This window comes from Haemophilus parainfluenzae (genome assembly GCF_014931395.1).
GTDB lineage: Bacteria > Pseudomonadota > Gammaproteobacteria > Enterobacterales > Pasteurellaceae > Haemophilus_D.
The window spans coordinates 1576346-1603341 of the sequence record NZ_CP063120.1; the positions used below are offsets into that span (position 1 = coordinate 1576346).

At 38.6% G+C, this 26996-nt stretch carries 28 protein-coding genes; 13 read left to right on the plus strand and 15 right to left on the minus strand.

Annotated elements, in window-relative coordinates:
* Position 1 precedes the first annotated feature (1 nt).
* Both can and asnS read right to left on the minus strand, forming a co-directional pair.
* Positions 2-694, minus strand: coding sequence for a carbonate dehydratase (gene can, locus INP94_RS07890; protein ID WP_054420412.1), 693 nt, complete (start codon positions 692-694; stop codon positions 2-4).
* A 128-nt stretch (positions 695-822) separates the two neighbouring features.
* Positions 823-2226: an asparagine--tRNA ligase gene (gene asnS / locus INP94_RS07895; protein WP_005696185.1), complete on the minus strand. Its 1404-nt coding sequence runs from the start codon at positions 2224-2226 to the stop codon at positions 823-825.
* A gap of 140 nt (positions 2227-2366) precedes the next feature.
* Between asnS and sohB the strand changes: the two genes are divergently transcribed.
* Complete coding sequence (gene sohB, locus INP94_RS07900; RefSeq protein ID WP_197543231.1) at positions 2367-3422, plus strand: protease SohB; 1056 nt, start codon at positions 2367-2369, stop codon at positions 3420-3422.
* Between the two features lie 213 nt (positions 3423-3635).
* Complete coding sequence (locus INP94_RS07905) at positions 3636-4493, plus strand: OmpA family protein (protein ID WP_049373406.1); 858 nt, start codon at positions 3636-3638, stop codon at positions 4491-4493.
* Positions 4494-4558: 65 nt separating this feature from the next.
* Here the strand turns inward: INP94_RS07905 and INP94_RS07910 are convergent, their stop codons facing one another.
* Positions 4559-5422, minus strand: a complete 864-nt coding sequence (locus INP94_RS07910; RefSeq protein ID WP_197543232.1) for a fructosamine kinase family protein — start codon at positions 5420-5422, stop codon at positions 4559-4561.
* 199 nt (positions 5423-5621) lie between these two features.
* On the opposite strand from INP94_RS07910, the gene pheS reads away from it, so the two are divergent.
* The 4 genes from pheS (at position 5622) to INP94_RS07930 (ending at position 9923) form a co-directional block, all read left to right on the plus strand.
* Complete coding sequence (pheS, locus tag INP94_RS07915) at positions 5622-6611, plus strand: phenylalanine--tRNA ligase subunit alpha (RefSeq protein WP_197543233.1); 990 nt, start codon at positions 5622-5624, stop codon at positions 6609-6611.
* 75 nt (positions 6612-6686) lie between these two features.
* Positions 6687-9077 (plus strand): phenylalanine--tRNA ligase subunit beta, encoded by a 2391-nt coding sequence (gene pheT / locus INP94_RS07920; RefSeq protein ID WP_197543234.1) that lies wholly within the window; start codon positions 6687-6689, stop codon positions 9075-9077.
* Positions 9078-9090: 13 nt separating this feature from the next.
* A complete protein-coding gene (locus tag INP94_RS07925; protein ID WP_005697518.1) occupies positions 9091-9390 on the plus strand; it encodes an integration host factor subunit alpha in 300 nt (99 codons plus the stop codon).
* 47 nt (positions 9391-9437) lie between these two features.
* Complete coding sequence (locus tag INP94_RS07930) at positions 9438-9923, plus strand: C40 family peptidase (RefSeq protein ID WP_197543235.1); 486 nt, start codon at positions 9438-9440, stop codon at positions 9921-9923.
* Between the two features lie 44 nt (positions 9924-9967).
* On the opposite strand, the gene metF is transcribed toward INP94_RS07930, so the two are convergent.
* Positions 9968-10858, minus strand: coding sequence for a methylenetetrahydrofolate reductase (gene metF, locus INP94_RS07935; RefSeq protein WP_197543236.1), 891 nt, complete (start codon positions 10856-10858; stop codon positions 9968-9970).
* A gap of 329 nt (positions 10859-11187) precedes the next feature.
* On the opposite strand from metF, the gene rplM reads away from it, so the two are divergent.
* The 4 genes from rplM (at position 11188) to INP94_RS07955 (ending at position 13340) form a co-directional block, all read left to right on the plus strand.
* Positions 11188-11616, plus strand: a complete 429-nt coding sequence (rplM, locus tag INP94_RS07940) for a 50S ribosomal protein L13 (protein ID WP_005628896.1) — start codon at positions 11188-11190, stop codon at positions 11614-11616.
* Positions 11617-11632: 16 nt separating this feature from the next.
* Positions 11633-12025 carry a 30S ribosomal protein S9 gene (gene rpsI, locus INP94_RS07945; RefSeq protein WP_005696173.1) on the plus strand — a complete coding sequence of 131 codons (393 nt, stop codon included), beginning with the start codon at positions 11633-11635 and terminating at the stop codon, positions 12023-12025.
* Between the two features lie 230 nt (positions 12026-12255).
* A complete protein-coding gene (gene sspA, locus INP94_RS07950; RefSeq protein ID WP_197543237.1) occupies positions 12256-12894 on the plus strand; it encodes a stringent starvation protein SspA in 639 nt (212 codons plus the stop codon).
* Positions 12894-13340 carry a ClpXP protease specificity-enhancing factor gene (locus INP94_RS07955; RefSeq protein WP_197543238.1) on the plus strand — a complete coding sequence of 149 codons (447 nt, stop codon included), beginning with the start codon at positions 12894-12896 and terminating at the stop codon, positions 13338-13340. The genes sspA and INP94_RS07955 overlap by 1 nt, the downstream gene beginning before the upstream one ends.
* A 60-nt stretch (positions 13341-13400) precedes the next feature.
* Here INP94_RS07955 and INP94_RS10815 read toward each other — a convergent pair whose 3' ends face one another.
* The 11 genes from INP94_RS10815 to INP94_RS08005 form a co-directional block, all read right to left on the minus strand.
* Positions 13401-13691 (minus strand): hypothetical protein, encoded by a 291-nt coding sequence (locus tag INP94_RS10815; RefSeq protein WP_232087390.1) that lies wholly within the window; start codon positions 13689-13691, stop codon positions 13401-13403.
* Between the two features lie 65 nt (positions 13692-13756).
* Positions 13757-14320, minus strand: a complete 564-nt coding sequence (locus tag INP94_RS10820; RefSeq protein WP_232087391.1) for a hypothetical protein — start codon at positions 14318-14320, stop codon at positions 13757-13759.
* A 43-nt stretch (positions 14321-14363) separates the two neighbouring features.
* A complete protein-coding gene (gene trpA / locus INP94_RS07965; RefSeq protein ID WP_197543239.1) occupies positions 14364-15170 on the minus strand; it encodes a tryptophan synthase subunit alpha in 807 nt (268 codons plus the stop codon).
* The gene (trpB, locus tag INP94_RS07970) at positions 15170-16366 is read right to left on the minus strand and encodes a tryptophan synthase subunit beta (RefSeq protein ID WP_197543240.1); all 1197 of its coding nucleotides are present in this window, start codon (positions 16364-16366) and stop codon (positions 15170-15172) included. The genes trpA and trpB overlap by 1 nt, the downstream gene beginning before the upstream one ends.
* Positions 16367-16378: 12 nt before the next feature.
* On the minus strand, positions 16379-17137 hold the full coding sequence (locus INP94_RS07975; protein WP_197543241.1) for an SDR family oxidoreductase: 759 nt from the start codon (positions 17135-17137) through the stop codon (positions 16379-16381).
* A 23-nt stretch (positions 17138-17160) separates the two neighbouring features.
* Positions 17161-18597, minus strand: a complete 1437-nt coding sequence (gene trpCF, locus INP94_RS07980; RefSeq protein ID WP_197543242.1) for a bifunctional indole-3-glycerol-phosphate synthase TrpC/phosphoribosylanthranilate isomerase TrpF — start codon at positions 18595-18597, stop codon at positions 17161-17163.
* A 41-nt stretch (positions 18598-18638) separates the two neighbouring features.
* Positions 18639-19640, minus strand: a complete 1002-nt coding sequence (trpD, locus tag INP94_RS07985) for an anthranilate phosphoribosyltransferase (RefSeq protein ID WP_197543243.1) — start codon at positions 19638-19640, stop codon at positions 18639-18641.
* Between the two features lie 11 nt (positions 19641-19651).
* Entirely contained in the window at positions 19652-20038 is a 387-nt protein-coding gene (locus tag INP94_RS07990) for a tautomerase family protein (protein ID WP_005629316.1), read from the minus strand.
* A gap of 9 nt (positions 20039-20047) precedes the next feature.
* On the minus strand, positions 20048-20632 hold the full coding sequence (locus tag INP94_RS07995; protein ID WP_197543244.1) for an aminodeoxychorismate/anthranilate synthase component II: 585 nt from the start codon (positions 20630-20632) through the stop codon (positions 20048-20050).
* 12 nt (positions 20633-20644) lie between these two features.
* Complete coding sequence (trpE, locus tag INP94_RS08000) at positions 20645-22195, minus strand: anthranilate synthase component I (protein WP_197543245.1); 1551 nt, start codon at positions 22193-22195, stop codon at positions 20645-20647.
* A gap of 201 nt (positions 22196-22396) precedes the next feature.
* Positions 22397-22978, minus strand: coding sequence for an FMN-dependent NADH-azoreductase (locus tag INP94_RS08005; RefSeq protein ID WP_197543246.1), 582 nt, complete (start codon positions 22976-22978; stop codon positions 22397-22399).
* Between the two features lie 260 nt (positions 22979-23238).
* Between INP94_RS08005 and thrS the strand changes: the two genes are divergently transcribed.
* From thrS to infC, 3 genes are all read left to right on the plus strand, one after another.
* The gene (thrS, locus tag INP94_RS08010; protein ID WP_197543247.1) at positions 23239-25170 is read left to right on the plus strand and encodes a threonine--tRNA ligase; all 1932 of its coding nucleotides are present in this window, start codon (positions 23239-23241) and stop codon (positions 25168-25170) included.
* A 127-nt stretch (positions 25171-25297) separates the two neighbouring features.
* On the plus strand, positions 25298-26116 hold the full coding sequence (locus INP94_RS08015; RefSeq protein WP_197543248.1) for a D-hexose-6-phosphate mutarotase: 819 nt from the start codon (positions 25298-25300) through the stop codon (positions 26114-26116).
* A gap of 222 nt (positions 26117-26338) precedes the next feature.
* Positions 26339-26803: a translation initiation factor IF-3 gene (gene infC, locus INP94_RS08020; protein WP_005696157.1), complete on the plus strand. Its 465-nt coding sequence runs from the start codon at positions 26339-26341 to the stop codon at positions 26801-26803.
* Positions 26804-26996: the final 193 nt, after the last annotated feature.

Here is a 26996-nt window from a genome sequence, read left to right on the forward strand (position 1 = left end):
TTTATTCTTCACCTTCAGAGAGTTCTTTTTTCAGGATATCTTCTTCCGCGAGGCTAGATAGGCGAGCAATCGCATTACGGTAAGAGATTTCAAGAGTTTCCCGACTGGTTGCAATAACACCTTGATCTACTAAGAATCCATCATTTACATCATATACCCAGCCATGTAGGGAGAGTTTTTGTCCACGTTCCCAAGCGCTTTTTACGATAGATGTGCGTCCTAGGTTATAAACTTGCTCTGCAACATTTAATTTAGTGAGCATATCTGAACGTTTTTCTGCTGAAAGATTGCCTAATAGATGCCCGTGTTTAAACCAAATATCACGAATATGGAGCAACCAGTTATTGATTAACCCTAGATCGTGATCTTGCATCGCTGCTTTAATACCACCACAATTTGTATGACCGCAAATAATAATATGTTCAATTTTTAGTACATCAACGGCATATTGTACAACTGAAAGGCAGTTAAAATCCGTATGAATAACTTGGTTAGCAACATTACGATGAACAAATAATTCGCCCGGTTCAAGATTTGTGAGTTTTTCAGCAGGAACTCGGCTATCAGAGCAGCCAATCCAAAGATAATGAGGTGTTTGGTGATCGGCAAGTTCTTTAAAATAAGTGGAATTTTCTTCTTTCATTCTTTGCGCCCAACTGTAGTTGTTTGCAAAGAGTTGTTTAATTTTGTCCATTTCTACTTTCCTTAATATGATGTATTTGAAAGATTGATTCAAACACAATAAATAAAATAGGGGATAAATTTATCGCCTAAAATGATAACCGCACTTTAAAGAAAGTGCGGTCAATTTAAACAATATTTTTAGAAATTTGCATTTCTTGGTGCGCGAGGGAATGGAATTACATCGCGAATATTTTGTACGCCAGTTACATAAACGATTAAGCGTTCAAAACCAAGACCGAAACCTGAATGTGGCACAGTACCATATTTACGAAGATCGCGATACCACCAGTAATCTTCAGGATTTAAGCCCATTTCTTCCATGCGTTTATCTAATACGTCTAAACGTTCTTCACGTTGTGAACCACCAATGATTTCACCAATTCCAGGTGCGAGAACATCCATTGCAGCTACAGTTTTACCATCATCATTTAAACGCATATAGAAGGCTTTGATATCTTTCGGATAGTTTTTCACGACAACAGGTGATTTGAAATATTCTTCTGCTAAGAAACGTTCATGTTCAGAAGATAAGTCGATACCCCAAGAAACAGGGAACTCGAATTTCTTACCTGATTTTAATAACACGTCGATCGCATCGGTATAGTCGATTTGAGCAAAATCAGAGTTTACAAAGTTTTCTAAACGAGTAATAACGTCTTTATCTACATGTTTTTCAAAGAATTTTAAGTCATCTTTACGCTCAGCAAGCACGGCACGGAACACGTATTTCAACATGTCTTCTGCTAATTTAGCGTTGTCAGCAAGCGTTGCAAACGCAACTTCAGGTTCAACCATCCAGAATTCAGCAAGGTGACGAGTTGTATTTGAATTTTCAGCACGGAATGTAGGACCAAAAGTATAGATTTTGCTTAATGCGCACGCATAAGTTTCACCGTTTAATTGTCCTGAAACCGTTAAAAATGACTCTTTTCCGAAGAAGTCTTGGCTGAAATCAACTTTGCCATCTTCACCACGAGGAAGGTTTTCTAAATCAAGCGTTGAAACACGGAACATTTCACCCGCACCTTCAGTATCTGAAGCGGTAATTAATGGGGTAGCGACCCAATAGAAGCCTTGTTCATGGAAGAAACGATGAATAGCTTGTGCTAAGCAGTGACGAACACGCGCCACGGCACCGATAATATTGGTACGAGGACGCAAGTGAGCTACTTCACGTAAGTATTCAATTGAGTGACGTTTTGCTGCCATTGGATAAGTATCAGGATCTTCTACAAACCCTGTCACTTCTACTTTTTCAGCTTGAAGTTCAACAGCTTGGCCTTCAGCAGGAGACTCAACAATGGTACCGGTTACGATAACAGAACAACCCGTTGTTAAGCGTAATACTTCACTTTCATAATTTTCAATATCGTTATTGACGATGACTTGAATAGGATCAAAGCAAGAGCCGTCATAAACAGCGAGGAAAGAAAGACCAGCTTTGGAATCACGACGGGTACGAACCCAGCCGCGTACGGTAACTTTTTCGCCAATAGCGATTTTACCTTGTAATACATCAACAATAGATGCAACTTTAGACATATAAACCTCTGTAATTCATTATAAATTAGGCAATAAAACTGTGTTAGTTTACCTTAAATCGCAAAATTTTCCATAAAAAGTTAGTGTAAATCAGTCTTGCACAGTAAAATAATGCCTTCACTTTATTTTAGGAGAAAACTATGTGGTCTGATATTTTGACCGGCTATGGCATTTTTATTTTGGAGATTTTAACGATTTTACTTGTGATTGCTGCTATTATCGCAATGATCATTTCAGCAAAACAGCGTAATGCAACACATCATGGTGAGTTGGTAGTGACAGATCTTTCGGAAGAATTTAAGGAAACAATAAAGCATTTACGCGATTTCCAGCTTTCAGAAGAAGAACTTAAACAAGCAGAAAAAGCGGAGAAGAAAGCGAAAAAGCAAGAGGCAAAGGCGTTAAAAGCGAAATTAAAAAATGGTGAGAAAGAAACGCCTAAACCTTGTGTTTATGTGCTCGATTTTAAAGGTGATATTTCTGCATCAGAAACGACCGCACTTCGAGAGGAAATTTCGGCGATTATTAATGTAGCAAAAGCCGATGATGAGGTCTTACTACGTTTAGAAAGCCCCGGTGGTGTTGTTCATGGTTATGGTTTGGCTGCTTCACAGTTAGCTCGCTTAAAACAAAAAGGGATTAAATTAACGGTTGCAGTCGATAAGGTTGCTGCAAGTGGTGGCTATATGATGGCTTGCGTGGCAGATAAAATTGTTTCCGCACCTTTTGCGATTATCGGTTCTATTGGTGTAGTTGCGCAAATTCCCAATATTCATCGTTTGTTGAAAAAACATGATGTCGATGTTGATGTGATGACTGCTGGAGAATTTAAACGCACCGTCACTGTATTAGGTGAAAATACTGAAAAAGGAAAACAGAAATTCCAAGCAGAACTTGAAGAAACCCATCAATTATTTAAACAATTTGTGGCTCAAAATCGACCGCACTTAGATGTGGATAAAGTCGCAACTGGTGAGCATTGGTTCGGTCAACAAGCCTTAGCGCTTCAGCTAGTCGATGAGTTAGCAACTAGCGATGATATTATTCTTGAAAAAATGAAAGATAAGTCTGTGATCGCTGTGAAATATAAAGTGAAAAAGCCACTTTTACAAAAAATAGGTAAGCAAGCTGAAGAGAGTATTGAGGGAATTATCCATCGAAATTTAACAAAAAATGGACAGGATTTTATTCAATAAGAAAAAAATTTACTTATTTGACAACTCTTTACACAACTTTACAAAAAAGTTCCATAAAAAATCATTTTTTAATGTTTTTTTATTTACAAGTTAAAGAATTATGACTACCATACGCCATGAAACTTTTTATAGTTTTATTTGTAAAATTTATAAAGTTTAGTTGTGTAGGTTCTTCTTGCAAGGATTGCACCTTAACAGTAAAAAGGTAAAGAAATGAAATTATCTCGTATTTTATTATCTGCAGTAGCAGTAGCGACAGTTGCTGCTTGTGGTAACTTAAGCAAAGTTACAGAAGCTGGTACTCCAGAATATAAAGAAGTTGATGGTCAACAAGTACCACAACTCGTATGGCCTAAGATTGATAAAGCTGGTTTCAACCATGATGGTAGCCAATTTGGTTCATGGCCAAACTGGGATAACGTTCGTATGATCGAACGTGGTATGAACAAAGACCAATTATATAACCTAATCGGTCGTCCGCACTTCTCTGAAGGTTTATACGGTGTTGAAGAGTGGGATTATGTGTTCAACTATCGTGAAAATGGTGTTCACAAAATTTGTCAATACAAAGTATTATTTGACAAAAACCACAATGCTCAAAGCTTCTTCTGGTATCCAAATGGTTGTAACGGCAACTCAGCATTTACTTTAAGTGGTGACTTCTTATTCGACTTCGATAAAGATACTTTAACTCCACGTGGTAAAGAAGTTGTTGATAACGTTGCTGCACAATTAAAAGAAACTGGTGCTAAAGAAGTTAAAGTTGCAGGTTATACTGACCGTTTAGGTTCTGATGCTTACAACTTAGATCTTTCTCAACGTCGTGCTAACCGTGTTAAAGCTCGTTTAATTCAAGATGGCGTAACATCTGAAATTACAGCTGTTGGTTACGGTAAAGTACCACAAGTTAAAGCTTGTAACGGTTACAAACACGCAAGTAAAGCTGAGAAAGACTGTTTACGTCCAAACCGTCGTGTAGAAATCACTGCTTCTGGTTCTGTATTAAAATTACAAGAAGGTGGTCAAGTTAACGGTGGAACTCAAGGTCCAGCACCTCTTTATCAAAAATAATAGATAGAGAAGATAGAAAGAGCGTAATGAAAATTACGCTCTTTTTTTATCTGATTTTTAAGAAATTATTCAAGTAGAAGTTCTTCAATCAATTTAGTGGTTAAGTTAATATAACTTCCATTAAAACGATGGCTGAAATTTAGTAAATAGTAGAGCTGATAAAGGTGTTTTCTTTCTTCAAAACCTTCTTTATCAAGTGGGAAAGTGCGGTCATAAATTTCATAGAATTCAGCTGAGAAAGGTTGGAAAAGCTCACTGAATGCTAAATCACATTCTCTATCCCCCCAGTAGCAAGCAGGATCGTAAGTAAAGGTTTGATTTCCTACAATAGCGGTATTTTCAATCCATAAGTTACCATGTAACAAAGAAGGTTTAGGATTATGTTTTGAAAGTTTGTGTTTTACCTTTTGAATAATTAAATCAATATCGCCAAAGTCCAAACCTTTATCTTTGCAGAGTTGCAATTGCCATCCGATACGTTGTTCTGCAAAAAACTTCGCCCAACTTCCATTCCATTTATTTGGCTGATACTCAGGGCCAAGCCAAGTATCAAAATCTAATCCATAGTTTTTAGTGCCAGATACTTGATGGAGTTTTGCTAATTCTTCAGCAAAATGTGACGTTGCATTGGTTTGTTGAGTAATAGGAAGCGCTTCTAATAATAAGAAACTATGGTTTTGAGAACAGCCTACGCCATACACTTGCGGAAGTCGGATTGTATTGGTTTTGCCTAGTAGGTTTAATTGATCAGCCTCAGCACGAAACATTGAACGATAAGACCGTTCATTCACTTTAACAAAGACTGGTTGGATTCCATCCGTAATAAGCCAAGTTTCATTTACTTCGCCACCAGGCACTTTGTTTTTTTCTTTGATGTTATAGTAAGCACCAAATTGATCAGCTAAGACTTGAGAAATTGATTTCCACATAATACGCCTCCTAGACATGGTCGATTCTTCTTCATTCTAACGAAAGCGTTAAAAATTACTGTGATATATCTCAAAAAATAGCAAAAATTTTTGTCATTTTTCATCTGAAACATCAATTCACCAATAAACGCGTGATTTTTTAATGAGTTAGTATTATCATTAGGTGTATTTTAGTTAGAAAAGATAATCAGGGGAAACTATGCAACATCTGAAAGATCTTGTTGAGAAAGCAAAATCGGCGATTGAACAAATCGAAAATAAAAGTTTGACCACATTAGATGAAATTCGTGTGGAATATTTTGGTAAAAAAGGGCATTTTACCCAACTTATGCAAGAATTGCGTAATGTTGCTGCGGAAGAGCGTCCAGCAATGGGTGCTAAAATCAATGAAGCGAAACAAGCTGCATTAGATTTTTTAAATGCTAAAAAAGCAGAATGGGAACAAGCTGAACTCAATGCGAAATTAGAAAAAGAGCGTATTGATGTGAGCCTTCCTGGTCGTAAAACAGAAACGGGTGGTTTACACCCAGTTACCATTACCATCAATCGCGTAACAAAATTCTTTTCAGAGTTAGGTTTTTCTGTGGAAACCGGTCCCGAAATTGAAAGTGATTATTACAATTTTGATGCATTAAATATCCCTAAACATCACCCAGCACGAGCTGATCACGATACATTCTGGTTTAATCCTGAATTATTACTCCGTACACAAACCTCAGGTGTACAAATTCGTACCATGGAAAAAATGCAACCACCTATTCGTATTATGGCGCCAGGTCGTGTATATCGTAACGACTATGATCAAACACACACACCAATGTTCCATCAAATTGAATTGCTTTATGTAGATAAAAAAGCAAACTTCACTGAATTGAAAGGCTTATTACACGATTTCTTACGTGCGTTTTTTGAAGAAGATTTACAAGTTCGTTTCCGTCCATCCTATTTCCCATTTACTGAGCCTTCAGCTGAAGTCGATGTAATGGGCAAAAATGGTAAATGGTTAGAAGTATTAGGTTGTGGTATGGTGCATCCTAATGTGTTACGTAACGTAGGTATTGATCCAAATGAATATTCTGGCTTCGCAGTAGGCGTGGGGGTTGAGCGTTTAACTATGTTACGCTACAACGTCACAGATTTACGTTCATTCTTTGAAAACGACTTACGTTTTTTAAAACAATTTAAGTAATTAACCGTTTGGTTAAATTGACGATAATGATTAATTTAGAACGTAACACGTTCATCAATAAAGGATACAGAAATAATGAAATTTAGCGAAAATTGGGTGAGAGAATGGGTTAATCCATCAATTTCAACAGAGCAGTTATGTGATCAAATCACAATGCTTGGTTTGGAAGTTGATGGTGTTGAAAAAGTAGCAGGCGACTTTACTGGAGTGGTTGTCGGTGAAGTTGTTGAATGTGCGCAGCACCCAGATGCAGACAAATTAAGAGTCACTAAAGTAAATGTTGGTGGCGACCGTTTATTAGATATCGTTTGTGGTGCACCAAATTGCCGTCAAGGTTTAAAAGTGGCATGTGCAACTGAAGGTGCGGTATTACCTGGTGATTTTAAAATTAAGAAGACTAAATTACGTGGCCAACCTTCAGAAGGGATGCTTTGTTCATTCTCTGAATTAGGCATTGATGTAGATGCAGATGGTATTATTGAGCTACCGTTAGATGCACCAGTGGGTACAAATCTACGTGAATATTTAGATTTAGATGATAAAGCCATTGAAATCAGCTTAACGCCAAACCGTGCAGATTGTTTAAGCATTGCTGGTGTTGCGCGTGAAGTTGGCGTGGTCAATAAACAAGTTGTTAATCAACCGCACTTTGATGCTGTACCTGCAACGATTTCAGATAAAGTTCAAATTGAATTAAAAGCGCCAGAAGCATGTCCGCGTTATTTATTGCGCGTGGTGAAAAATGTCAATGTTAAAGCGCAATCACCAATTTGGTTACAAGAAAAATTACGTCGTTGTGGTATTCGTTCTATCGATCCTATTGTAGATATTACCAACTATGTTTTACTTGAATTAGGTCAACCAATGCATGCTTTTGATGCATCAAAAGTGTCTCAACCTGTTCAAGTACGTTTAGCTAATAACGGCGAAGAACTTGTTTTATTAGATGGTACAACTGCAAAATTACAGCCGAATACTTTAGTGATTGCAGACCAAACTGGTCCACTCGCAATGGCGGGTATCTTTGGTGGTCAAGCAAGCGGTGTTGATGCGGAAACAACAAAAGATGTAATTCTAGAAGCCGCATTCTTTGCACCACTAGCGATTGCGGGACGTGCAAGACAATACGGTTTACACACAGATTCTTCACATCGTTTTGAACGCGGTGTTGATTTTACGCTACAACGTCACGCAATGGAACGTGCAACAGCATTGTTACTTGAGATTTGTGGCGGTGAAGCAGGCGAAATTTGTGAAATCGTGAGCGAGCAATATTTACCAAAAGTCAATGAAGTCACTTTACGTCGTGAAAAATTAGATAGCTTATTAGGTCATCATATCGAAACTGAAACCGTGACAGAGATTTTTGAGCGTTTAGGTTTTGCGGTGAAATATACTAATGATGTTTGGACCGTGACTTCAGCAAGCTGGCGTTTTGATATTGAAATCGAAGAAGATCTCATTGAAGAAGTAGCACGTATTTATGGCTATAACAGCATTCCAAATAATGCACCATTAGCACATCTTCGTATGCGTGAGCATAAAGAGTCAGATTTAGACTTAAGCCGAATTAAGACCGCACTTGTTGACGCAGATTATCAAGAGGCGATTACTTATAGCTTCGTTGATCCAAAAGTACAAACTTTACTTCATCCAGAAATTGAAGCGCTTGTATTGCCAAACCCAATTTCAGTTGAAATGTCAGCAATGCGCGTTTCATTGTTAAGTGGATTACTCGGTGCGGTACTATACAACCAAAATCGTCAACAAAATCGCGTGCGTTTATTTGAAACGGGATTACGTTTTGTTCCTGATGCCAATGCAGAATTTGGTGTGCGCCAAGAATTTGTTCTTGCAGGTGTGATTACCGGTACAGCAAAATCAGAATGTTGGACAGGTAAGGCCGAAAATGTTGATTTCTTTGATCTTAAAGGTGATTTAGAAAGCATTCTTTCTCTCACTGAAGTGGGGAGTCGTGTTAAGTTTGTGGCAAAAGCACACAGTGCATTGCACCCAGGACAATCTGCTTCAATTGAATTAGATGGAAAAGAAATTGGTTTTATTGGAACTATTCATCCACTTATCGCTCAAAAATTAGGATTAAATGGCAAAGCGGTTGTTTTTGAAATTTTATGGGATGCCATTGCAAATCGTCGTGTGGTTCAAGCTAAAGAGATTTCAAAATTCCCAGCAAACCGTCGTGACTTAGCTTTAGTTGTTGCTGATAATGTGCCAGCAGGCGATATTATCGAAGCATGTAAACAAGCCGGCGGAGAAAAATTAACACAAGTCAATTTATTCGACGTATATCAAGGCATTGGCGTTGCTAGCGGACATAAGAGCTTAGCAATCAGTTTAACCATTCAAGATAATGAAAAAACGCTTGAAGATGATGAGATTAATGCGGTAATCTCTGCTGTATTAAATGAAGTTAAACAACGCTTTAATGCGGAGCTTAGAGACTAAACAGGAGACTAACATGGCAACGATTACAAAAATTGATATTACTGAATACTTATTAGATAAGTATCAATTACAAAAAGCGGAAGCTAAAGCATTAGTGGAAGACTTTTTTGAGGAAATTCGTTTATCGTTAGAATCTGGTGGTGAAGTGAAATTATCCGGTTTTGGTAATTTTGAACTTCGTAATAAAGCTTCCCGTCCAGGGCGTAATCCAAAAACAGGTGAAAGCATTCCTGTTTCTGCGCGCCGTGTAGTGGCATTCAAGCCAGGGCAGAAATTACGTGCTCGCGTGGAAAATACCAAGCCAAAACAATAGTAATAAAAGTGCGGTCGTTTTTGACCGCACTTTTGTCAGGATTGAACATGAATAAGATTAAATGTGCTTTTTTAGTCGCAGGAAGTTTTTTGCTTTTTGCTTGTTCAAGTGGTGTTCGTGAAGAATATGCTATGAACTATAAAGGTCAGATTGGAGATCCGATTATAGCGATTGCCATGTTAAGTGAACAACAATACGAATGGGCGGGTACACCTTATGTGTTAGGTGGGCAGTCTCGTGGTGGTATTGATTGTTCTGGTTTTGTGCAAAAAACCTTTATTGATCGTTTTAATATCAACCTTCCTCGAACTACGAAAGATCAAGCAGGTTACGGAAAACTTATTCGTAAAGAAGATATCCAAACAGGCGATTTAATTTTCTTTAAAACGGGACGCGGACCAAATGGCTATCATGTGGGGATTTATGTGAAAGAAGATAAATTTTTACACGCTTCAACTAAAGGTGGTGTGATTTATTCTTCGATGAATAGCCCTTATTGGAAAAAAGCTTTTTGGCAAGTTAGACGAGTATAGTGGAAATAAAAAAAAGTGCGGTTAATTTTAACCGCACTTTTTCTTTATGGATTTGTTGTAGGACGATGCCCTAATGTGTGGCAAATCGCATAAGTGAGTTCACTACGATTTAATGTGTAGAAGTGGAAGTCATTCACGCCTTCACGAGAAAGGATTTTTACCATATCCATTGCCACACTCGCCGCGACGAGATTACGAGTAGTAGGATCATCATCTAATCCTTCATATGCTTTAGCCAACCATGCTGGAATTTTTACATTCGTAAATGATGCCATTTTTTGAAGTTGTTTGAAGTTAGTGACAGGTAGAATACCCGGAACAATTTCAGCCTCAATACCAATGGATGCACAGCGGTCTCGGAAGCGAAGATAACTATCAATATCAAAGAAGAATTGAGTAATGACATGATTAGCGCCCGCATCAATTTTACGTTTCAAATTGATTAAATCTGCTTGTGCTGATTTTGCTTCAGGGTGAACCTCAGGATATGCTGCAACTGAGATATCAAAATCAGCTACGGAGCGGAGTAGTTCAACTAAATCAGCCGCATAGAAAGGTTTCTTCGCATAGCCTTTTGGCTCATCACCGCGTAAAGCTACAATGCGACGAATACCGCTATCCCAATAATCTTTTGCAATTTCTTTTAATTCTTCAGGTGTGGCATCAATACCCGTTAAATGTGGTGCAGCTTCTATACCTGTTTCTGCTTTAATGGCTTTCACGATGCTATGTGTACGATCACGTTCTCCAGAGTTTGCACCATAGGTGACGGAAACAAATTTAGGATTTAATACTTTTAAGCGATGAATGGAATCCCAAAGCATGCTTTCCATTTTTTCATTTTTAGGCGGAAAGAATTCAAAGGAGACATTAATTTTTTTGTTAGTATCAGCAAGATGTTGATTTAAAGTGTTAATTTCGTTTGCGTAGCTCATAGCATGCCTTCTTACATTTTTTATCAGAATGCGCTTATCATAAGATAAGAACTAATATGCGTCAATTTCAATGATTTCATCAAAATGATGAATGAAATTAATGATTATTTATTACGCGTTGTATTTTAAAAGAAAATCAATTTATTTGCACAAAAAGTTAGCATTTTTTCTAAAAATAGGTATAATGTGCCGACCCTGTAAATGCACGGATTCCCACCGTGCATTATTTTATCGAGATCACACTCGAAGGGGTGGAGATTAAGATTAATGGTTGTGTTTCAAACAATATGGAACACTGGGTATCAAACTTATATTTTGGTAATTAATTAATGAAAACTTTTGTAGCAAAACCGGAAACAGTAAAACGTGACTGGTATGTGGTAGATGCGACAGGTAAAACTTTAGGTCGTTTAGCTACTGAATTAGCACGCCGTCTTCGTGGTAAACACAAGGCTGAGTACACTCCACACGTAGATACTGGTGATTACATCATCGTTATCAACGCAGACAAAGTGGCAGTAACTGGTCGTAAAGAAACAGATAAACTTTACTACTGGCACACTGGCTATGTAGGTGGTATCAAACAAGCGACTTTCAAAGAAATGATCGCTCGCCGTCCTGAAGCGGTGATTGAAATTGCGGTTAAAGGTATGTTGCCAAAAGGTCCATTAGGCCGTGCAATGTTCCGTAAATTAAAAGTGTATGCGGGTGCAGAACACCAACACGCAGCACAACAACCACAAGTATTAGACATTTAATCACGAGGTTTAGGAAATGGCAGAGAATCAAAACTACGGCACTGGTCGCCGCAAAAGCTCTTCAGCTCGTGTATTTATCAAACCGGGCAGTGGTAAAATCACTATCAACCAACGTGAATTAGACGTATATTTCGGTCGCGAAACAGCTCGTATGATCGTACGTCAACCGTTAGAATTAGTGGAATTAACTGATAAATTAGACCTATACATCACTGTTAAAGGTGGTGGTATTTCTGGTCAAGCGGGTGCAATCCGTCACGGTATCACTCGTGCATTAATGGAATATGATGAGACTTTACGTCCTGCTCTTCGTGCAGCTGGCTTCGTTACTCGTGACGCACGTCGCGTTGAACGTAAAAAAGTTGGTTTACACAAAGCACGTCGTCGTCCACAATACTCCAAACGTTAATTTTTTATTATCGTTTCAAGAAAGCAGAGAGCAATCTCTGCTTTTTTTATGTCTGTAAAAAACAAATTAATTAAAAATTACCGTTCTTTGATTTCTTATTATGTGTTTGTAATTATTTGATTTTAAAGTGAAAATAAGAAATCATTAGCAATTTACATGCCGGTTATGTTAAAATAACCGCCCATTTTTAGTAGAAGTATATAAGTTAGTTTGGATCTTCGGAGGAATAAATGTCCAATGCATCAAGTAAACGTTCAGTAATGACTCTTTTTTCAAATAAAAATGACATTTACTGCCATCAGGTAAAAATTGTTTTAGCTGAAAAAGGTGTTGCTTACGAAAACGAAGAAGTTGATCTGCAAGCATTATCAGAAGATTTAATGGAATTAAATCCTTACGGCACATTACCAACCTTGGTGGATCGTGATTTAGTGTTATTCAGCTCACGCATTATTATGGAATATCTTGATGAGCGTTTTCCACATCCTCCACTTATGCCAGTTTATCCGGTTTCTCGTGCGAAAAGCCGTCTTTTAATGTTACGTATCGAACAAGATTGGTACCCAACATTAGAAATTGCTGAAAAAGGCACAGAAGTTGAACGTGAAGAAGCGTTAAAACAGTTAAAAGAAGAGTTGTTAGCGGTATCAGTTATCTTCCAACAAACCCCTTATTTTATGAGTGAAGAGTTTGGCTTAGTCGATTGCTATGTTGCACCATTATTATGGAAATTACGCAATATGGGTGTTGAATTTAGCGGTACAGGAAGCAAAGCAATCAAAGTCTATATGGATCGTGTATTTAGCCGTGATTCATTCTTACAATCTGTAGGTGAAGCAGCACCTAAAAATTTAATGGATGATAAATAATGAGCCACACACCTTCTCCAAAACGCCCTTATTTACTAAGAGCCTATTATGATTGGCTAGTGGATAACGATTTCACCCCATATTTAGTGGTGAATGCTAATTATTATGGTACCAATGTGCCTGTAGAATACGTGAAAGATGGGCAAATCGTCTTAAATCTTTCAGCGGGGGCGACTGGGAATTTGCAATTAACCAATGATTTTATTCAGTTTAATGCACGTTTCCAAGGTGTGGCTCGTGAGTTATATATTCCGATGGGTGCCGCTTTAGCCATTTATGCACGTGAAAATGGTGATGGCGTGATGTTTGAGCCAGAAGAAATTTACGATGAACTCAATCGTGAGCCGACATCAGAACAGCCATTAAGTTTTGCTGAAGCGGTAGATAAGCCTAAAGCTGAAAAAAAACCACAGAAATCAGTATCTCATTTACGAATTGTGGATTAATGCAAGAAAAACAAAAGTGCGGTTAATTTTAACCGCACTTTTTTGTTTTATTAGATTTTGTTAATTGGTGTAATCATTTTTGAATGAAATCAATGCAGATAAAATAATGGCAATGATTAAGGCTATGTAGTTTTGTATTGCAAATAATCTGATGATTTCAATATTACTATCATTAAATAAAGAAGCTATCAAACTGTAATATAACACACCAATCAGAACGCTAAAGGCAAGATGGCGAAAATTCTTGTGGAATCGTGCAAACATGACGGTAAGACCAGTGAATAACATCGGTAACACAGCAATAACCATCATTAAAAGCATTAATGCTACGATGCTATCTAGATCTGTCACTTGTGTTAATAATATGGATGTGATTCCAAAAATAATAGTGCCAAGCAAAGTAAATACAAGAGGAATTAACCAACGGTAAGAGGCAAAGCCTTTTTTTCTATGACTTGGTTAGTTAGATTTACTCCCGTTGAAACAGCCTTAGGCAGTATTTTATGCATGATTTGGGATTCTAAGAGAATTCCCGCTTTATTTGGAAAAGCAATTAGACCAAAAATTGCAGCTAATACACCGTGGAAAAGGCAGAGGTAAAGGTAATCATCGCTAACATCGTTAACATCGTTAGCATGGTTTATGATATAAAAAGAAATTCCAGCGGTGAGTGTTCCGATGAAGGTGGCACTAAGAATGCCTTTAACGCTTCTCCTAAATTGACACAATCCGAGAATAAATCCGGTGGATATTCCCCAAATCAGCATAAAGTAAATTAAAAAAAGCACACTTCCCAAAAAATAAGCAGTATAGCCAAATAAAACTGAATTACTTAAGACGCCTACCCCTGTAGGGAGAGAGAAGTTTGAGAAGAAGAATTGAGCTACTAATCTAGCATAAAGTGCAGTAAAAGCTAGAAAGTAAAGAAAAATACGCCAGAAAGCGAATTGTTTCCTCAGAAAAGGCACTAGAAAAGACATTTTTGGGGTTCCTTAAGCTGTAATATAAAAAAATTTCTATTAATTATTTTGTTGCTGCTTTCATATTACGAACAAACTCGGCAAGTTCAGATAAGCATTGAGCCTGATTATCTAAGTTTCGCTCAATGATTTTTACTGTCGCGGATCCTGAAATTGCGCCTGTTGCACCAAGTTGAAGAGCCTCTTTTACTTGAGTAGGTTGAGCAATACCAAAACCTTGTAGAATTGGTGGAGCCTTGTGGGCTTTAAGTTGCTCTACGAGTGTATCTAAGTTCGCTGCGTGCGCTTGATTTTCTGCACTTGTTACACCTGCACGAGAAACTAAATAGGTATAGCCTTCGCTGTTTTCAGCAACACCTTGTACCGTTTTGGCATCCGCATTTGGTGGGCAAATAAAGACAGGTTGAATGCCATGCTTTTTAGCAGCTTGAACATAGTCTTCTTTTGCCAATAGTGGAATATCTGCCACTAAAACCGCATCTACGCCGACTTCTGCACAACGTTGATAGAAATTATCTAATCCTTTTGCAAAAATTAAATTTGCACAAAGGAGTAAGCTAATCGGAATTTCTGGATATTTTGACCGCACTTTAGCGAGTAATTTAAAGCTATCCTCAGTGCTATGGCCCGCATTGAGAGCACGGTTATTAGCTGCCTGGATAACGGGACCGTCTAATAACGGATCCGAAAATGGAAAGCCTAATTCCAAAGCATCTGCGCCATTTTCGACTAACGTGCAAATAATCTCAAAAGAGCGATCAAATGTTGGATCGCATAATGTCACGAAAGGTACAAAAGCCCCTTCTTTTTTTGCTGCAAGTTCTGCAAATTTAGTTTCAAAACGGCTCATTATTGCATTCCTTTTTCTTTTAAAACTTTATCTACGGTGAAAATATCTTTATCACCACGACCAGAGAGATTCACCACTAAAATTTGTTCTTTATTCGGTTCTTGATGAATCATTTTTAGTGCATGTGCTAATGCGTGGGAACTTTCCAATGCAGGAATAATCCCTTCATGTTTTGCTAACGCTTGGAAAGCATTTAATGCTTCATCATCTGTAATACTTGGGTATTCTGCACGACCAATACTTTGCAAGTAAGCATGTTGAGGCCCAACAGAAGGGAAGTCTAATCCAGCAGAAATAGAGTAGGATTCTTCCACTTGACCATCTTCAGTTTGCATTAAAGGTGATTTCATACCGAAATAAATACCTACTTTTGCATGGCCTAATGGTGCACCATGTTCACCACTTTCGATACCATGACCCGCAGGTTCCACACCAATTAAGCGTACGCCTTTTTCATCAATAAAATCACTAAACATACCAATCGCATTGGAACCACCACCAACTGCCGCGATGACAGCATCCGGTAAGCGACCTTCTTTTTCTAAGATTTGACGTTTGGTTTCTTCACCAATCATTTTTTGGAATTCACGTACAATGGTTGGGAATGGATGAGGACCTGCTGCGGTACCCAATAAATAATGGGTGTTTTCATAGTTAGCTGACCAATCACGCATTGCTTCACAGCATGCATCTTTCAATGAGCAAGAACCTTTTTGTACAGGGATTACTTCCGCACCCATTAAACGCATGCGGAATACGTTAGGGGATTGACGTTCCACGTCTTTAGCTCCCATATAAACACGGCAAGGCATATCTAACATTGCACAAGCAAGAGCGGTTGCCACGCCATGTTGGCCGGCACCGGTTTCGGCGATAATGCGCGTTTTCCCCATGCGTTTTGCTAATAAAATTTGACCCAATACTTGATTGGTTTTATGGGCACCACCATGAAGTAAATCTTCACGTTTCAAATAAATTTTTGCTTTTGTTCCTTTGGTTAAATTACGGCAAAGGGTAAGTGCGGTTGGTCTGCCCGCATAATTTTTAAGTAAATCTTGAAATTCACGTTGGAATTCAGGATCGTCTTTTGCTTCAACAAAGGCTTTTTCTAGCTGTTGCAGCACCGGTACGAGAATTTCCGGTACATACATTCCGCCAAATTCACCGAAATAAGGATTTAAAAGGGTTTCTGACATAATATTTCCTTGTTATTTTTGAATTCTTGCGACATTAAGTGGTGCAAAGGTTTGTGCAGTAGGCATCACTTCAATGCGATTAATATTGACATGTTCAGGTTGTTGATTGAGCCATAACACAATATTAGCAATATCTTGTGGACTGACATATTCCACATTTTCATAGAGTTTTTCTGCTCGGGCATCGTCACCTTTAAAGCGAACATTCGAAAATTCAGTTCCACCACAAAGACCAGGCTCAACATTGGTCACGCGAATTTGTGTGCCTGCAAGATCAGCACGAAGATTTAAACTAAATTGTTTAATAAAAGCTTTAGTGCCACCGTATACATTGCCACCTGGATAAGGATAAGTACCAGCAATTGAGCCTAAATTAATAATATGACCTGAATTTCGTTCTACCATTTGTGGTAACACAAGACGAGTGATGGTGACGAGACCTTTAATATTGGTATCAATCATTTGCATCCAATCGTCTAAACTCGCTTTATCTGCACTTTCTAAGCCTAATCCTAAACCTGCATTATTCACCAATAAATCAATGGATTGCCAAGTAGAGGGAAGGGAATGGAAAGTATCTTCTGTTGCTTGGCGATCTGAAATATCAAAGGCAAGAAAGTGGAAGTTTTCACCTAATTCTTGTTGTAATTGTTCTAAACGAGCTACGCGGCGCCCTGTGCCAATCACACGATAACCATTTTCAATAAGTGTGCGACAAATTGCCGCACCAAATCCGGCAGTTGCGCCGGTTACTAACGCTGTTCTTTGCATAATGCTTCCCCTTAGTAATCAGATTAATTTGACAAAATCGTCTTAAAAACTGACCGCACTTTTTCGCTGTCTTTTACGCCAGCGGCAGTTTCTATACCAGAATTGAGATCAACACCTAAGCAACCTTGCTTAATGGCTTGTTCAATATTGTCGGGTGAAATTCCTCCAGCCAAAATAATTTTGTGTTTCAAGTTTTCAGGAATGAGTGACCAATTAAAGGTTTTTCCTGTGCCACCTTGTTGATTAGCAGATTGGCTATCGAAAATATAGCGAGTGATATTTAAATCATCCGTAAAATCAACCGCACTTTGTGCTTCAGTATTCACCGAAATGGCTTTCCAAATCTGTATTTCTTCAGGTAGTTGGTGACGGAGCGCGGTAATAAATTCAGCGGTTTCTGAACCGTGTAGCTGAACGGCATAAAGCTGCAATTGTTTAGCGATTTTTACAATAAAATCAATTTCTTGATTCTGGAATACGCCCACAAAACGAAGTGGTGATGCTGTCACTAATTCTTGGGCTTGGCGTAGGCTCACACAGCGTTTTGAATGTTCGACGAAAATTAAGCCGCCGTATAATGCTCCGTTTGCGTAAACCTCTTTGACATCTTGCGTGCGAGTTAAACCGCATACTTTATTTTCTCCAAAAATCACTTCACGCACAGCATTATTTAAATCTGCGCTGCCCATTAGGCTGCTGCCGATTAAAAAGCCATGTGCCACCTTTTGCAAGTCACGAATTTGACTGTGATTATAAATCCCTGATTCGCTGATAATACGTGCATCAGCAGGGATACGATCGGCATATTTTTGTGTGAGTTCTACCACGCGGTTTAAATCAACGGTGAGATCGTGAAGATTACGATTGTTGACGCCGATAATTTTTGCTCCTAAAGCAAGGGCACGCTCAAACTCTTCTTCGTTGCTGGTTTCCGTCAATACGCCCATGCCAAGAGAATGCGCCAGATCAGCCAGTATGCGATAGGTTTCGTCATTTACTACCGAAAGCATCAATAAAATAGCATCAGCTTGATAGTGGCGCGCGAGATAAACCTGATATTCGCTGATCATAAAATCTTTGCACAATACAGGTTGTGAGACAACGTCACGTACTTGCGGCAAATAGTCAAATTTACCTTGGAAGTATTTCTCATCCGTTAGCACCGAAACAGCTGATGCATAATGTTTATACACATTGGCGATTTCGTCTAAATTAAATTCATCACGAATTAATCCTTTAGAAGGGGACGCTTTCTTACATTCCAAAATATAAGCGGGCTTTTGATGGGTGCCTTTAGCCAACGCATCATAAAAAGAGCGGTCAGATTTTTGAATGTTTTCTTTAAATTGTGAAAGCGGAAATTCAGCTTCCTTTGCCTTAACCCATTGTGCTTTGTCTAAGACGATTTTTTGCAGTACCGTAGCAGAGTCAATTGGTTTGGTGAAATCTTGCGTGATCATAATCTTTCTTCTTATTGTGGCTTATCAAATCAGCCTTTATCTTAATATCTTGTTAAATGTTGTAATGTCTCAAACGCTTTACCTGATGTAAGATGAGCCAACACATGTTGAACATTTTGTTTTAAGTCATCATGACCAAATAATTTCAACAATAATGCCACATTCGCCGCTACTGCATTAGCGTGTTCAGCTTTACCTTTACCTTGTAAAAGTGCGGTCAGATATTGAGCATTTTCTTGCGGTTCGCCACCACGTAAACTTTCTAAAGATTGTGTTTTTAAACCAAAGTCTTCTGGGGTTAAAGTGAAGTAGTCAATTTTGCCGTTTTTAATTTCAGCGACTTGGGTTTCGCCGTGTACAGCGACTTCATCTAGACCCGCCCCATGAACTACAAAAGTATGTTGATGACCTAGTGCAATAGCGGTTTCAGCATAGGTTTTCACTAATTCAGGGGCATATACGCCAAGCAAATGATAAGTTGGGCGAGCAGGGTTAATTAATGGACCCAAAATATTAAACAGCGTACGCGTTTTTAATGCTGCACGAACAGGGGCGACATGTTTAAACCCACTGTGATATTGTTGAGCAAATAAGAAACATACCCCAATGTCGTCAAGTGCTTGACGAGCTTGTTCTGGTGTGACGTTGACATTCACACCGAGTGCGGTTAATACATCACTGGCACCGGATTTGCTTGATACGCTGCGGTTACCGTGTTTAGCCACTTTAGCACCCATAGAGGCTGCAACAATGGCGCTAGCGGTAGAGATATTAATGGTGTTTTGACCATCCCCCCCCGTTCCCACAATATCTGCAAAAGGGTAGTCAGGGCGAGGGAATGCTTTGGCATTTTGCAAGGATGCCGATACCGCACCACTTAATTCATCGATAGTTGCACCACGTACTTTTAACGCAATCAGCATGGCAGCGATTTGTTCGTTATTCAGTTCGCCTTGCATAATAGCATTAAAAATGACCGCACTTTCTTCTTTGTTAAGTGTTTTTCCGTTGTAAAGTTGTTCTAATAATTGAGCCGTTTGCATAATCTCGTCCCTTATACGTAAATATCGTAATCTAAATCGCGTGCTTCATCACCAGTCATGCCACGGAAGCCCCAGCAGTGCGCAGGTTGTTCTTTAATCGTAATTTCAACGTTGTGAGATTTAATACCAATTTTGTATTCGAGTTCGCTGAAGAGCATTTTGATTAAACGTTTTTTTGTACCTTCCATACGACCTTGCATGAGATTAATCTCAATAACGGTGTAATCATCGTTACGATCGATAGGATAAAGGAAATCTTCTTTATCTAAACATAAAAAACGAATTGCATGTTTTCCGCGAGGAATGTCTAAACCAAGGTTTAAACAGTTATAAATTACTTCAGCAATATCTTGACGACGAGGTGCTAGCACTTCTTTTAATCCATATACGGTAATCATTTTTCTTCCTTAATCTCTGTTTAATAACCATTCCACAGATTGTTGTAATAATTTGGAACCTTGCACAGTAAGGATACTTTCTGGGTGGAATTGGAAAGCACAAATTGGCAAGGTTTTATGACGAATTGCCATCACGATACCATTGTAATCGGCATTGACAATAAATTCGTCAGGCAGATTTTTACCCATCAAAGAGTGATAACGAGCCACAGGCATTGGGTTGGCAATATCTTTAAACATGGCTTGGTTATCGTGTTGAATGCGCGATACTTTACCATGTAATACTTCGCCTGCATGTACAACCTCCCCACCAAAGGCTTGAATAAGCGCTTGATGGCCTAAGCAAATACCAATAATTGGCACATCATTTTTTAAACGTTCAATGAGGGGGAGTAAGATCCCAGCTTCTGCCGGGGTACCTGGTCCTGGAGAAAGCGCAAGAATTGTATCAGGTGTATTTAATGCCTTTTGCACCACTTGTTCTAAATTGGTGTCATTACGATAAATTTTTACGTTATGCCCAAGCACACGGAATTGATCCACTAAGTTATAAGTGAATGAATCAAAATTATCTAAAAAGAGAATATTAGCCATAATTTATCGTCCTTATTTTGCTTGGGTATTGATTTGTTTGATTGCTTTAAGCACTGCAGCCGCTTTATGGCGAGTTTCATCTGCTTCCATTTGAGGATCAGAATCTAATACTTCACCACAACCTGCTTGAATATGGGCAATGCCATTTTGTACAAAGGCAGAACGAATCACGATACAGGTATCAAAACGGCCGTCAGAGGTGAGATAACCGACCGCACCACCGTAGCTGTGGCGTTTTTGCTGTTCAAATTGATAAATTAACTGCATCGCTTTAATTTTAGGCGCACCAGTTAACGTCCCCATATTCATACAAGCTTGATAAGCGTGTAAGGCATCAAGTTCAGGACGAAGTTTACCCACTACGCGAGAAACCAAATGCATGATGTGCGAATAGCGATCTACTTGCATTAATTCAGCGACTTTACGTGTACCGCTTTGGCATACGCGAGCAATGTCATTACGCGCTAAATCTACCAACATTAAATGTTCGGCTTGCTCTTTATGATCAAGGCGTAATTCTAATTCCAAACGTGCATCTAATTCTGGATCAATATTACCATGTGCATCAAAACCACGCGGGCGAGAACCTGCAATTGGATAAATTTCTAATTGGCGATTGTCTGGCGCATATTTCAACGCACTTTCAGGTGATGCACCGAATAAAATGAAATCCTCATCATTCATGTAGAACATATAAGGGCTTGGATTGTTTAGTTTTAACTGTGCGTAGCTCGCAAGAGTATTTGGGCAAGCTAATGAAAAACGGCGAGATGGCACAATTTGGAACACATCACCAATATTAATATGATGTTTTAACGCTTTAACGATACCTGTAAATTCAGGATCTTCAAAGTTGGTGCTGACCTCATCTCTTGCCGCTTTAATGGAAAGTACGCCATCAATATTTTTTAATTTTTGTGCAATAGAAAGTGCTGTTTTCGCGACTTCCACTTGTTCTTCTTGACTAAAACAGAAGCTTTTTAAGGTTGCTTGTTGGCTTTGGTGATCGATGGTGATTAAGTTTTCGGCGAGATAGAAACTGTAATCCGGGCAGTGAATACCATCGTCTTTTAATTCAACACCTTGCATTGGAATAAAATTTGCCACCAAATCATAAGCAAATAAACCACCTAAAAATACAGGCGTGCTGCTATGTTGATAATGGTTAGAAATGACACGAAGTCCATCAAAAATGGTTGCAGCTTGTAATTTACTGTCTTCATCTAATTGATTGTCGAGCGGCGCAAATTGCACAGAAAATTCATTATCAAAATTGACCGCACTTACGGTACCGAGTTGGTTTAATACTGGATGAATTTCATTTAACACTTGTTTTCCGTTCGCATTTAGTGCTCTAAAAGTCACTTGATTGCCTAAACAAGTAATTTTAACGGCAGCATTAATTAGAATAAGGCTCTGTAAGCTATTTTTACTACCAATTTCAGCAGAGTCGAGGAGAAGAGAATTTGAGTTCTGTTGGCATAATGTATTAAAAATTGCGGTAGTATCGGCATGGTAGGGAACCGGTTGAGAGGTCACCGCAATAAAAGGGGTATTTTTCATAGTCAATCCTGTATTCTGAACTTTTGCACTATTAAACTAGTACATAATGCATAAGTCAAGAAAATAATCAAAAAATTGGCGTAATTTTACAATATTTTTTTAATTTTTAACCAACAAGATTAGAAATAGAGCTTTTCACAGAAAAAAAGCCATTTCGAGGCATATCTCAAAATGGCTTAATAGAAGAAGTAGATTCAGTGATTAGAGAGATGCAATAATCTCATCGATTTTATTTCTTGCTGAACGTTGTGCTTTTTCAATCGCTTCAGCACCTAATCCGATACCTTTTGCATAGGCAAACTGAACATCGGTAATACCAACAAAACCTAAAATCGCTTTTAAGTAATTTGTTACATTATTGTTTTCATCATACATGCCACCAAAGCTTGCTAACACAATCGCTTTTTTACCTTGAAGTAAACCTTCAGGGCCATTTGCGGTGTATTGGAAAGTTACACGAGGGCGAGCGATAAAATCAAAATAAGATTTAAGTTGTGTTGGGATGCCTAAGTTATACATTGGTGCCCCAATTACAATAATATCTGCTGCTTTTAATTCAGCCACTAACTCATCAGATAAGGCTAAAAGAGCATTTTCTTCTGCTGTTTTAGGTTCGCCACGTACTGCTGTTGCCGCCGTTGCATCAAAATGGGGAAGGGGTTGCGCCGCTAAATCACGTACAACAATGTTATGACCATTTAATTTTTCAATGGTGTAATCGGCTAATTTATTGCTTTGAGAGTTATCTGCAAGGATGCTTGATTTTAATACTAATACGTTCATAGAGTTTCCTTTAATTTGTGTCTATCAAAAGTGCGGTCATTTTATCGGAAATTTTGAATAGATAAAGTAACTATAAGGAAAATCATTGTTTACTCATTGGAAAGAATTCAGCGAGATATTAACAAGTGTTATTGAAAGTGCTAAAATTCTCCGCCGCACTTGGTTTGCTCGATAGTGGGAGTGAATGAGAGTGCGGTTTGTTTTTAATCATTATTTGCATGTTGCCTTTCGTATGGGCGACCACTGTATAAGGAAAAATTATGCCTATTATTACTTTACCGGACGGTTCTAAACGTGAATTTGATCGTCCAGTTTCTGTGTTAGAAGTGGCTCAAGATATCGGAGCCGGTCTTGCCAAAGCAACCATTGCGGGCCGTGTAAACGGCGTACGTCATGATGCCTGTGACATCATCAATGAAGATGCCAACCTTGAAATTATTACGGCGAAAGATGAAGACGGTTTAGAAATTATTCGTCACTCTTGCGCACACTTGCTTGGTCACGCAATCAAACAATTATTCCCTGATGTCAAAATGGCAATTGGTCCAACGATTGAAAATGGCTTCTATTATGACGTGGATCTAGACCGTTCTTTAACGCAAGAAGACATTGATGCTATCGAAAAACGTATGCTTGAATTGGCGAAAACCAATTATGACGTCATCAAAACTCCGGTAAGCTGGCAAGAAGCAAGAGATACTTTTGAAAAACGCGGTGAGCCATACAAAATGGCTATTTTAGATGAAAACATCGAACGTACCGCAACGCCTGCGCTTTATCATCACGAAGAATACATTGATATGTGCCGTGGACCACATGTGCCGAATATGCGTTTCTGCCACAACTTCAAATTGATGAAAGTTGCAGGTGCTTACTGGCGTGGTGATAGCAAAAATAAAATGTTACAACGTATCTATGGTACGGCTTGGGCTGATAAAAAACAATTAGCGGAATACTTAACTCGCTTAGAAGAAGCCGCAAAACGTGACCACCGTAAAATCGGTAAAGCGTTAGATTTATATCATATGCAAGAAGAAGCACCTGGTATGGTGTTCTGGCATAACGATGGTTGGACAATTTTCCGTGAATTGGAAACCTTCGTTCGTACTAAATTAAAAGAATACGATTATCAAGAAGTGAAAGGTCCGTTTATGATGGACCGTGTGTTATGGGAAAAAACAGGTCACTGGCAAAACTACGGCGATTTGATGTTTACTACACAATCAGAAAACCGTGAATATGCGATTAAACCAATGAACTGTCCAGGTCACGTTCAAATCTTTAACCAAGGTTTAAAATCTTACCGTGATTTACCGATCCGTATGGCGGAATTTGGTTCTTGTCACCGTAATGAACCATCGGGTTCTTTACACGGTTTAATGCGTGTACGTGGCTTCACTCAAGACGATGCACACATTTTCTGTACTGAAGATCAAATTGAAAGCGAAGTAACCAGCTGTATTAAAATGGTTTACGACATTTACAGCACTTTCGGTTTCCAAAATATTCAGGTGAAATTATCTACTCGTCCTGAAAAACGTATCGGTGCAGATGATATGTGGGATCGCGCAGAAGCAGGTCTTGCAGCAGCATTAGCGCATAACGGTCTTGAATATGAAATTCAAGAAGGTGAAGGGGCATTCTACGGCCCGAAAATTGAGTTTGCATTACGTGATTGCTTAGATCGTGAATGGCAATGCGGTACCATCCAATTAGACTTTGCTTTACCGGGCCGTTTAAACGCATCTTATGTCGCAGAAGATAATGATCGTCGTACACCGGTTATGATTCACCGTGCGATTTTAGGTTCAATTGAACGTTTCATCGGTATCATTACTGAAGAATATGCAGGTTTCTTTCCAGCATGGTTAGCGCCAGTTCAAGCTGTTGTGATGAATATTACAGACAGCCAAGCTGATTACGTGCAAAAAGTCGTGAAACAACTTTCTGATGCTGGATTACGCGTTAAAGCAGATTTACGTAATGAGAAAGTTGGCTTCAAGATCCGCGAACACACCTTACGTCGCGTGCCTTATATGCTAGTTTGCGGTGATAAAGAAATCGCAGAAGGCAAAGTGGCGGTACGTACCCGTAAAGGTGCAGATTTAGGCACTTTCACCATTGAAGAATTTGCTGAAATCTTAAAATCCCAAGTAAGAAAACGTGAGTTGAAATTGTTGGGTGAAGAGTAATTGACTCTTTAAAATCTTAATTAAAAATGACCGCACTTTGAGGTGCGGTTTTTTTATATTCACGGTATAAAAATAAACTCAAGTCTCTCTTTCTTCTATATAATAGCCTTATCACAAGGAGGCGAATATGACAGCTCAAATTCAGCAATTAACACCAGAATTAATGTTAGAACGTATCAATGAAATTCCTGTTTTAACCTTAAATCATCCAGTGGGTTCAGCTCGAATTGCACTACAAGGGGCACAGCTATTAAATTGGCAGCCTAAAGGGACAGAGCAGGATGTCTTTTGGTTAAGCGAGATTGAACCTTTCACACAAGGTGTGGCAATTCGAGGTGGTGTACCGCTTTGTTACCCTTGGTTTGGAGGCGTTAAACAACCTTCACACGGTACAGCGCGTTTACGTTTGTGGCAATTAAGTGATTATGATCTGCAAGCGAATAAAGTGCGGTTAGAATTTTTGCTCTTTTCTGAATATAGTGTGATTGAAGCCAAAATGAAAATGGAATTTACCGATAAATGTACAATGACTTTGACGCATTTAGGCCAAGAACCTGCTCAAGCGGCATTGCACAGTTATTTTAATATTGGTGATATTTCACAAATTGAAGTCCAAAATTTACCAAACCGTTGTTATGACTCATTACAAGGTAAACATACTGATGTTCCTTCAACACGCAGAATAGAACAAGGTGTGGATTGTATTTATACGTTAGAGAAAGATAAAACATTGTTGGTGGATAAAGCGTTTAATCGACATATTCAAATTACACACCATCATGCAGATTCAATTGTGCTATGGAATCCTTGGGAGAAAACACCAAGTGCGATGCAACCAGAAGGGTATAGAACAATGGTATGTATTGAAACCGCAAGATTAGAGAAATTACTTCAATTTGGTGAAAGTATTTCGGCTGAAATAACTGCTTTACCCGCTGATATTTAAAGGAATAGAAATCCTTGTTGCATAAACGTGGCAAATACTATAAAATTTTGCCCGTTTTTTGTTTGTTTTTATAGCAAATGATTTAATAAATCTTCTGTTTGAATACAGTCGATTTTTTCTTAAATAGATAGAAGGAATAACATTATCAAAACCGTAAAAAAAGCTCCGGCAGCTAACCGCCCGAATCGCATTAACGATGAAATTCGAGTAAAAGAAGTTCGTTTGATTGACCAAGATGGTGAACAAGCGGGGATTGTATCAATTCAACAAGCCTTAGACATGGCAGAACAAGCAGCGCTTGATTTAGTTGAGATCAGTCCGAATGCCGAACCACCGGTTTGTCGTATTATGAACTACGGCAAGTTCCTCTATGAAAAGAGCAAAACCGCAAAAGAACAGAAGAAAAAACAAAAAGTTGTACAAGTGAAGGAAATTAAATTCCGTCCAGGTACTGACGAAGGTGACTACCAAGTTAAATTACGTAGCTTAATCCGTTTCTTAGAAGATGGCGATAAAGCAAAAATTACCGTACGTTTCCGTGGTCGTGAAATGGCTCACCAAGATATCGGTTTAGATGTATTAGAACGCGTTAAAAACGATTTGGCTGATATTTCTGTGGTGGAATCAGCACCAGGTAAATTAGAAGGTCGCCAAGCGGTAATGGTGTTAGCACCTAAGAAAAAATAATTTTTTATTTAGATCTAATCTAGATAATCGAATTTTCACTTCGGTGAGAATACAACTGCATATTGGGCAAACTACGCAGCCTAATTGCTTTTGGAGAAGGGCAATTCAATTTGCCATATTGGAATAATTAGTGCCTACAAGTAATCTTCGGATTCGCCTAATTATGTGTTTAACTTAAAATGCGGAGTTATTT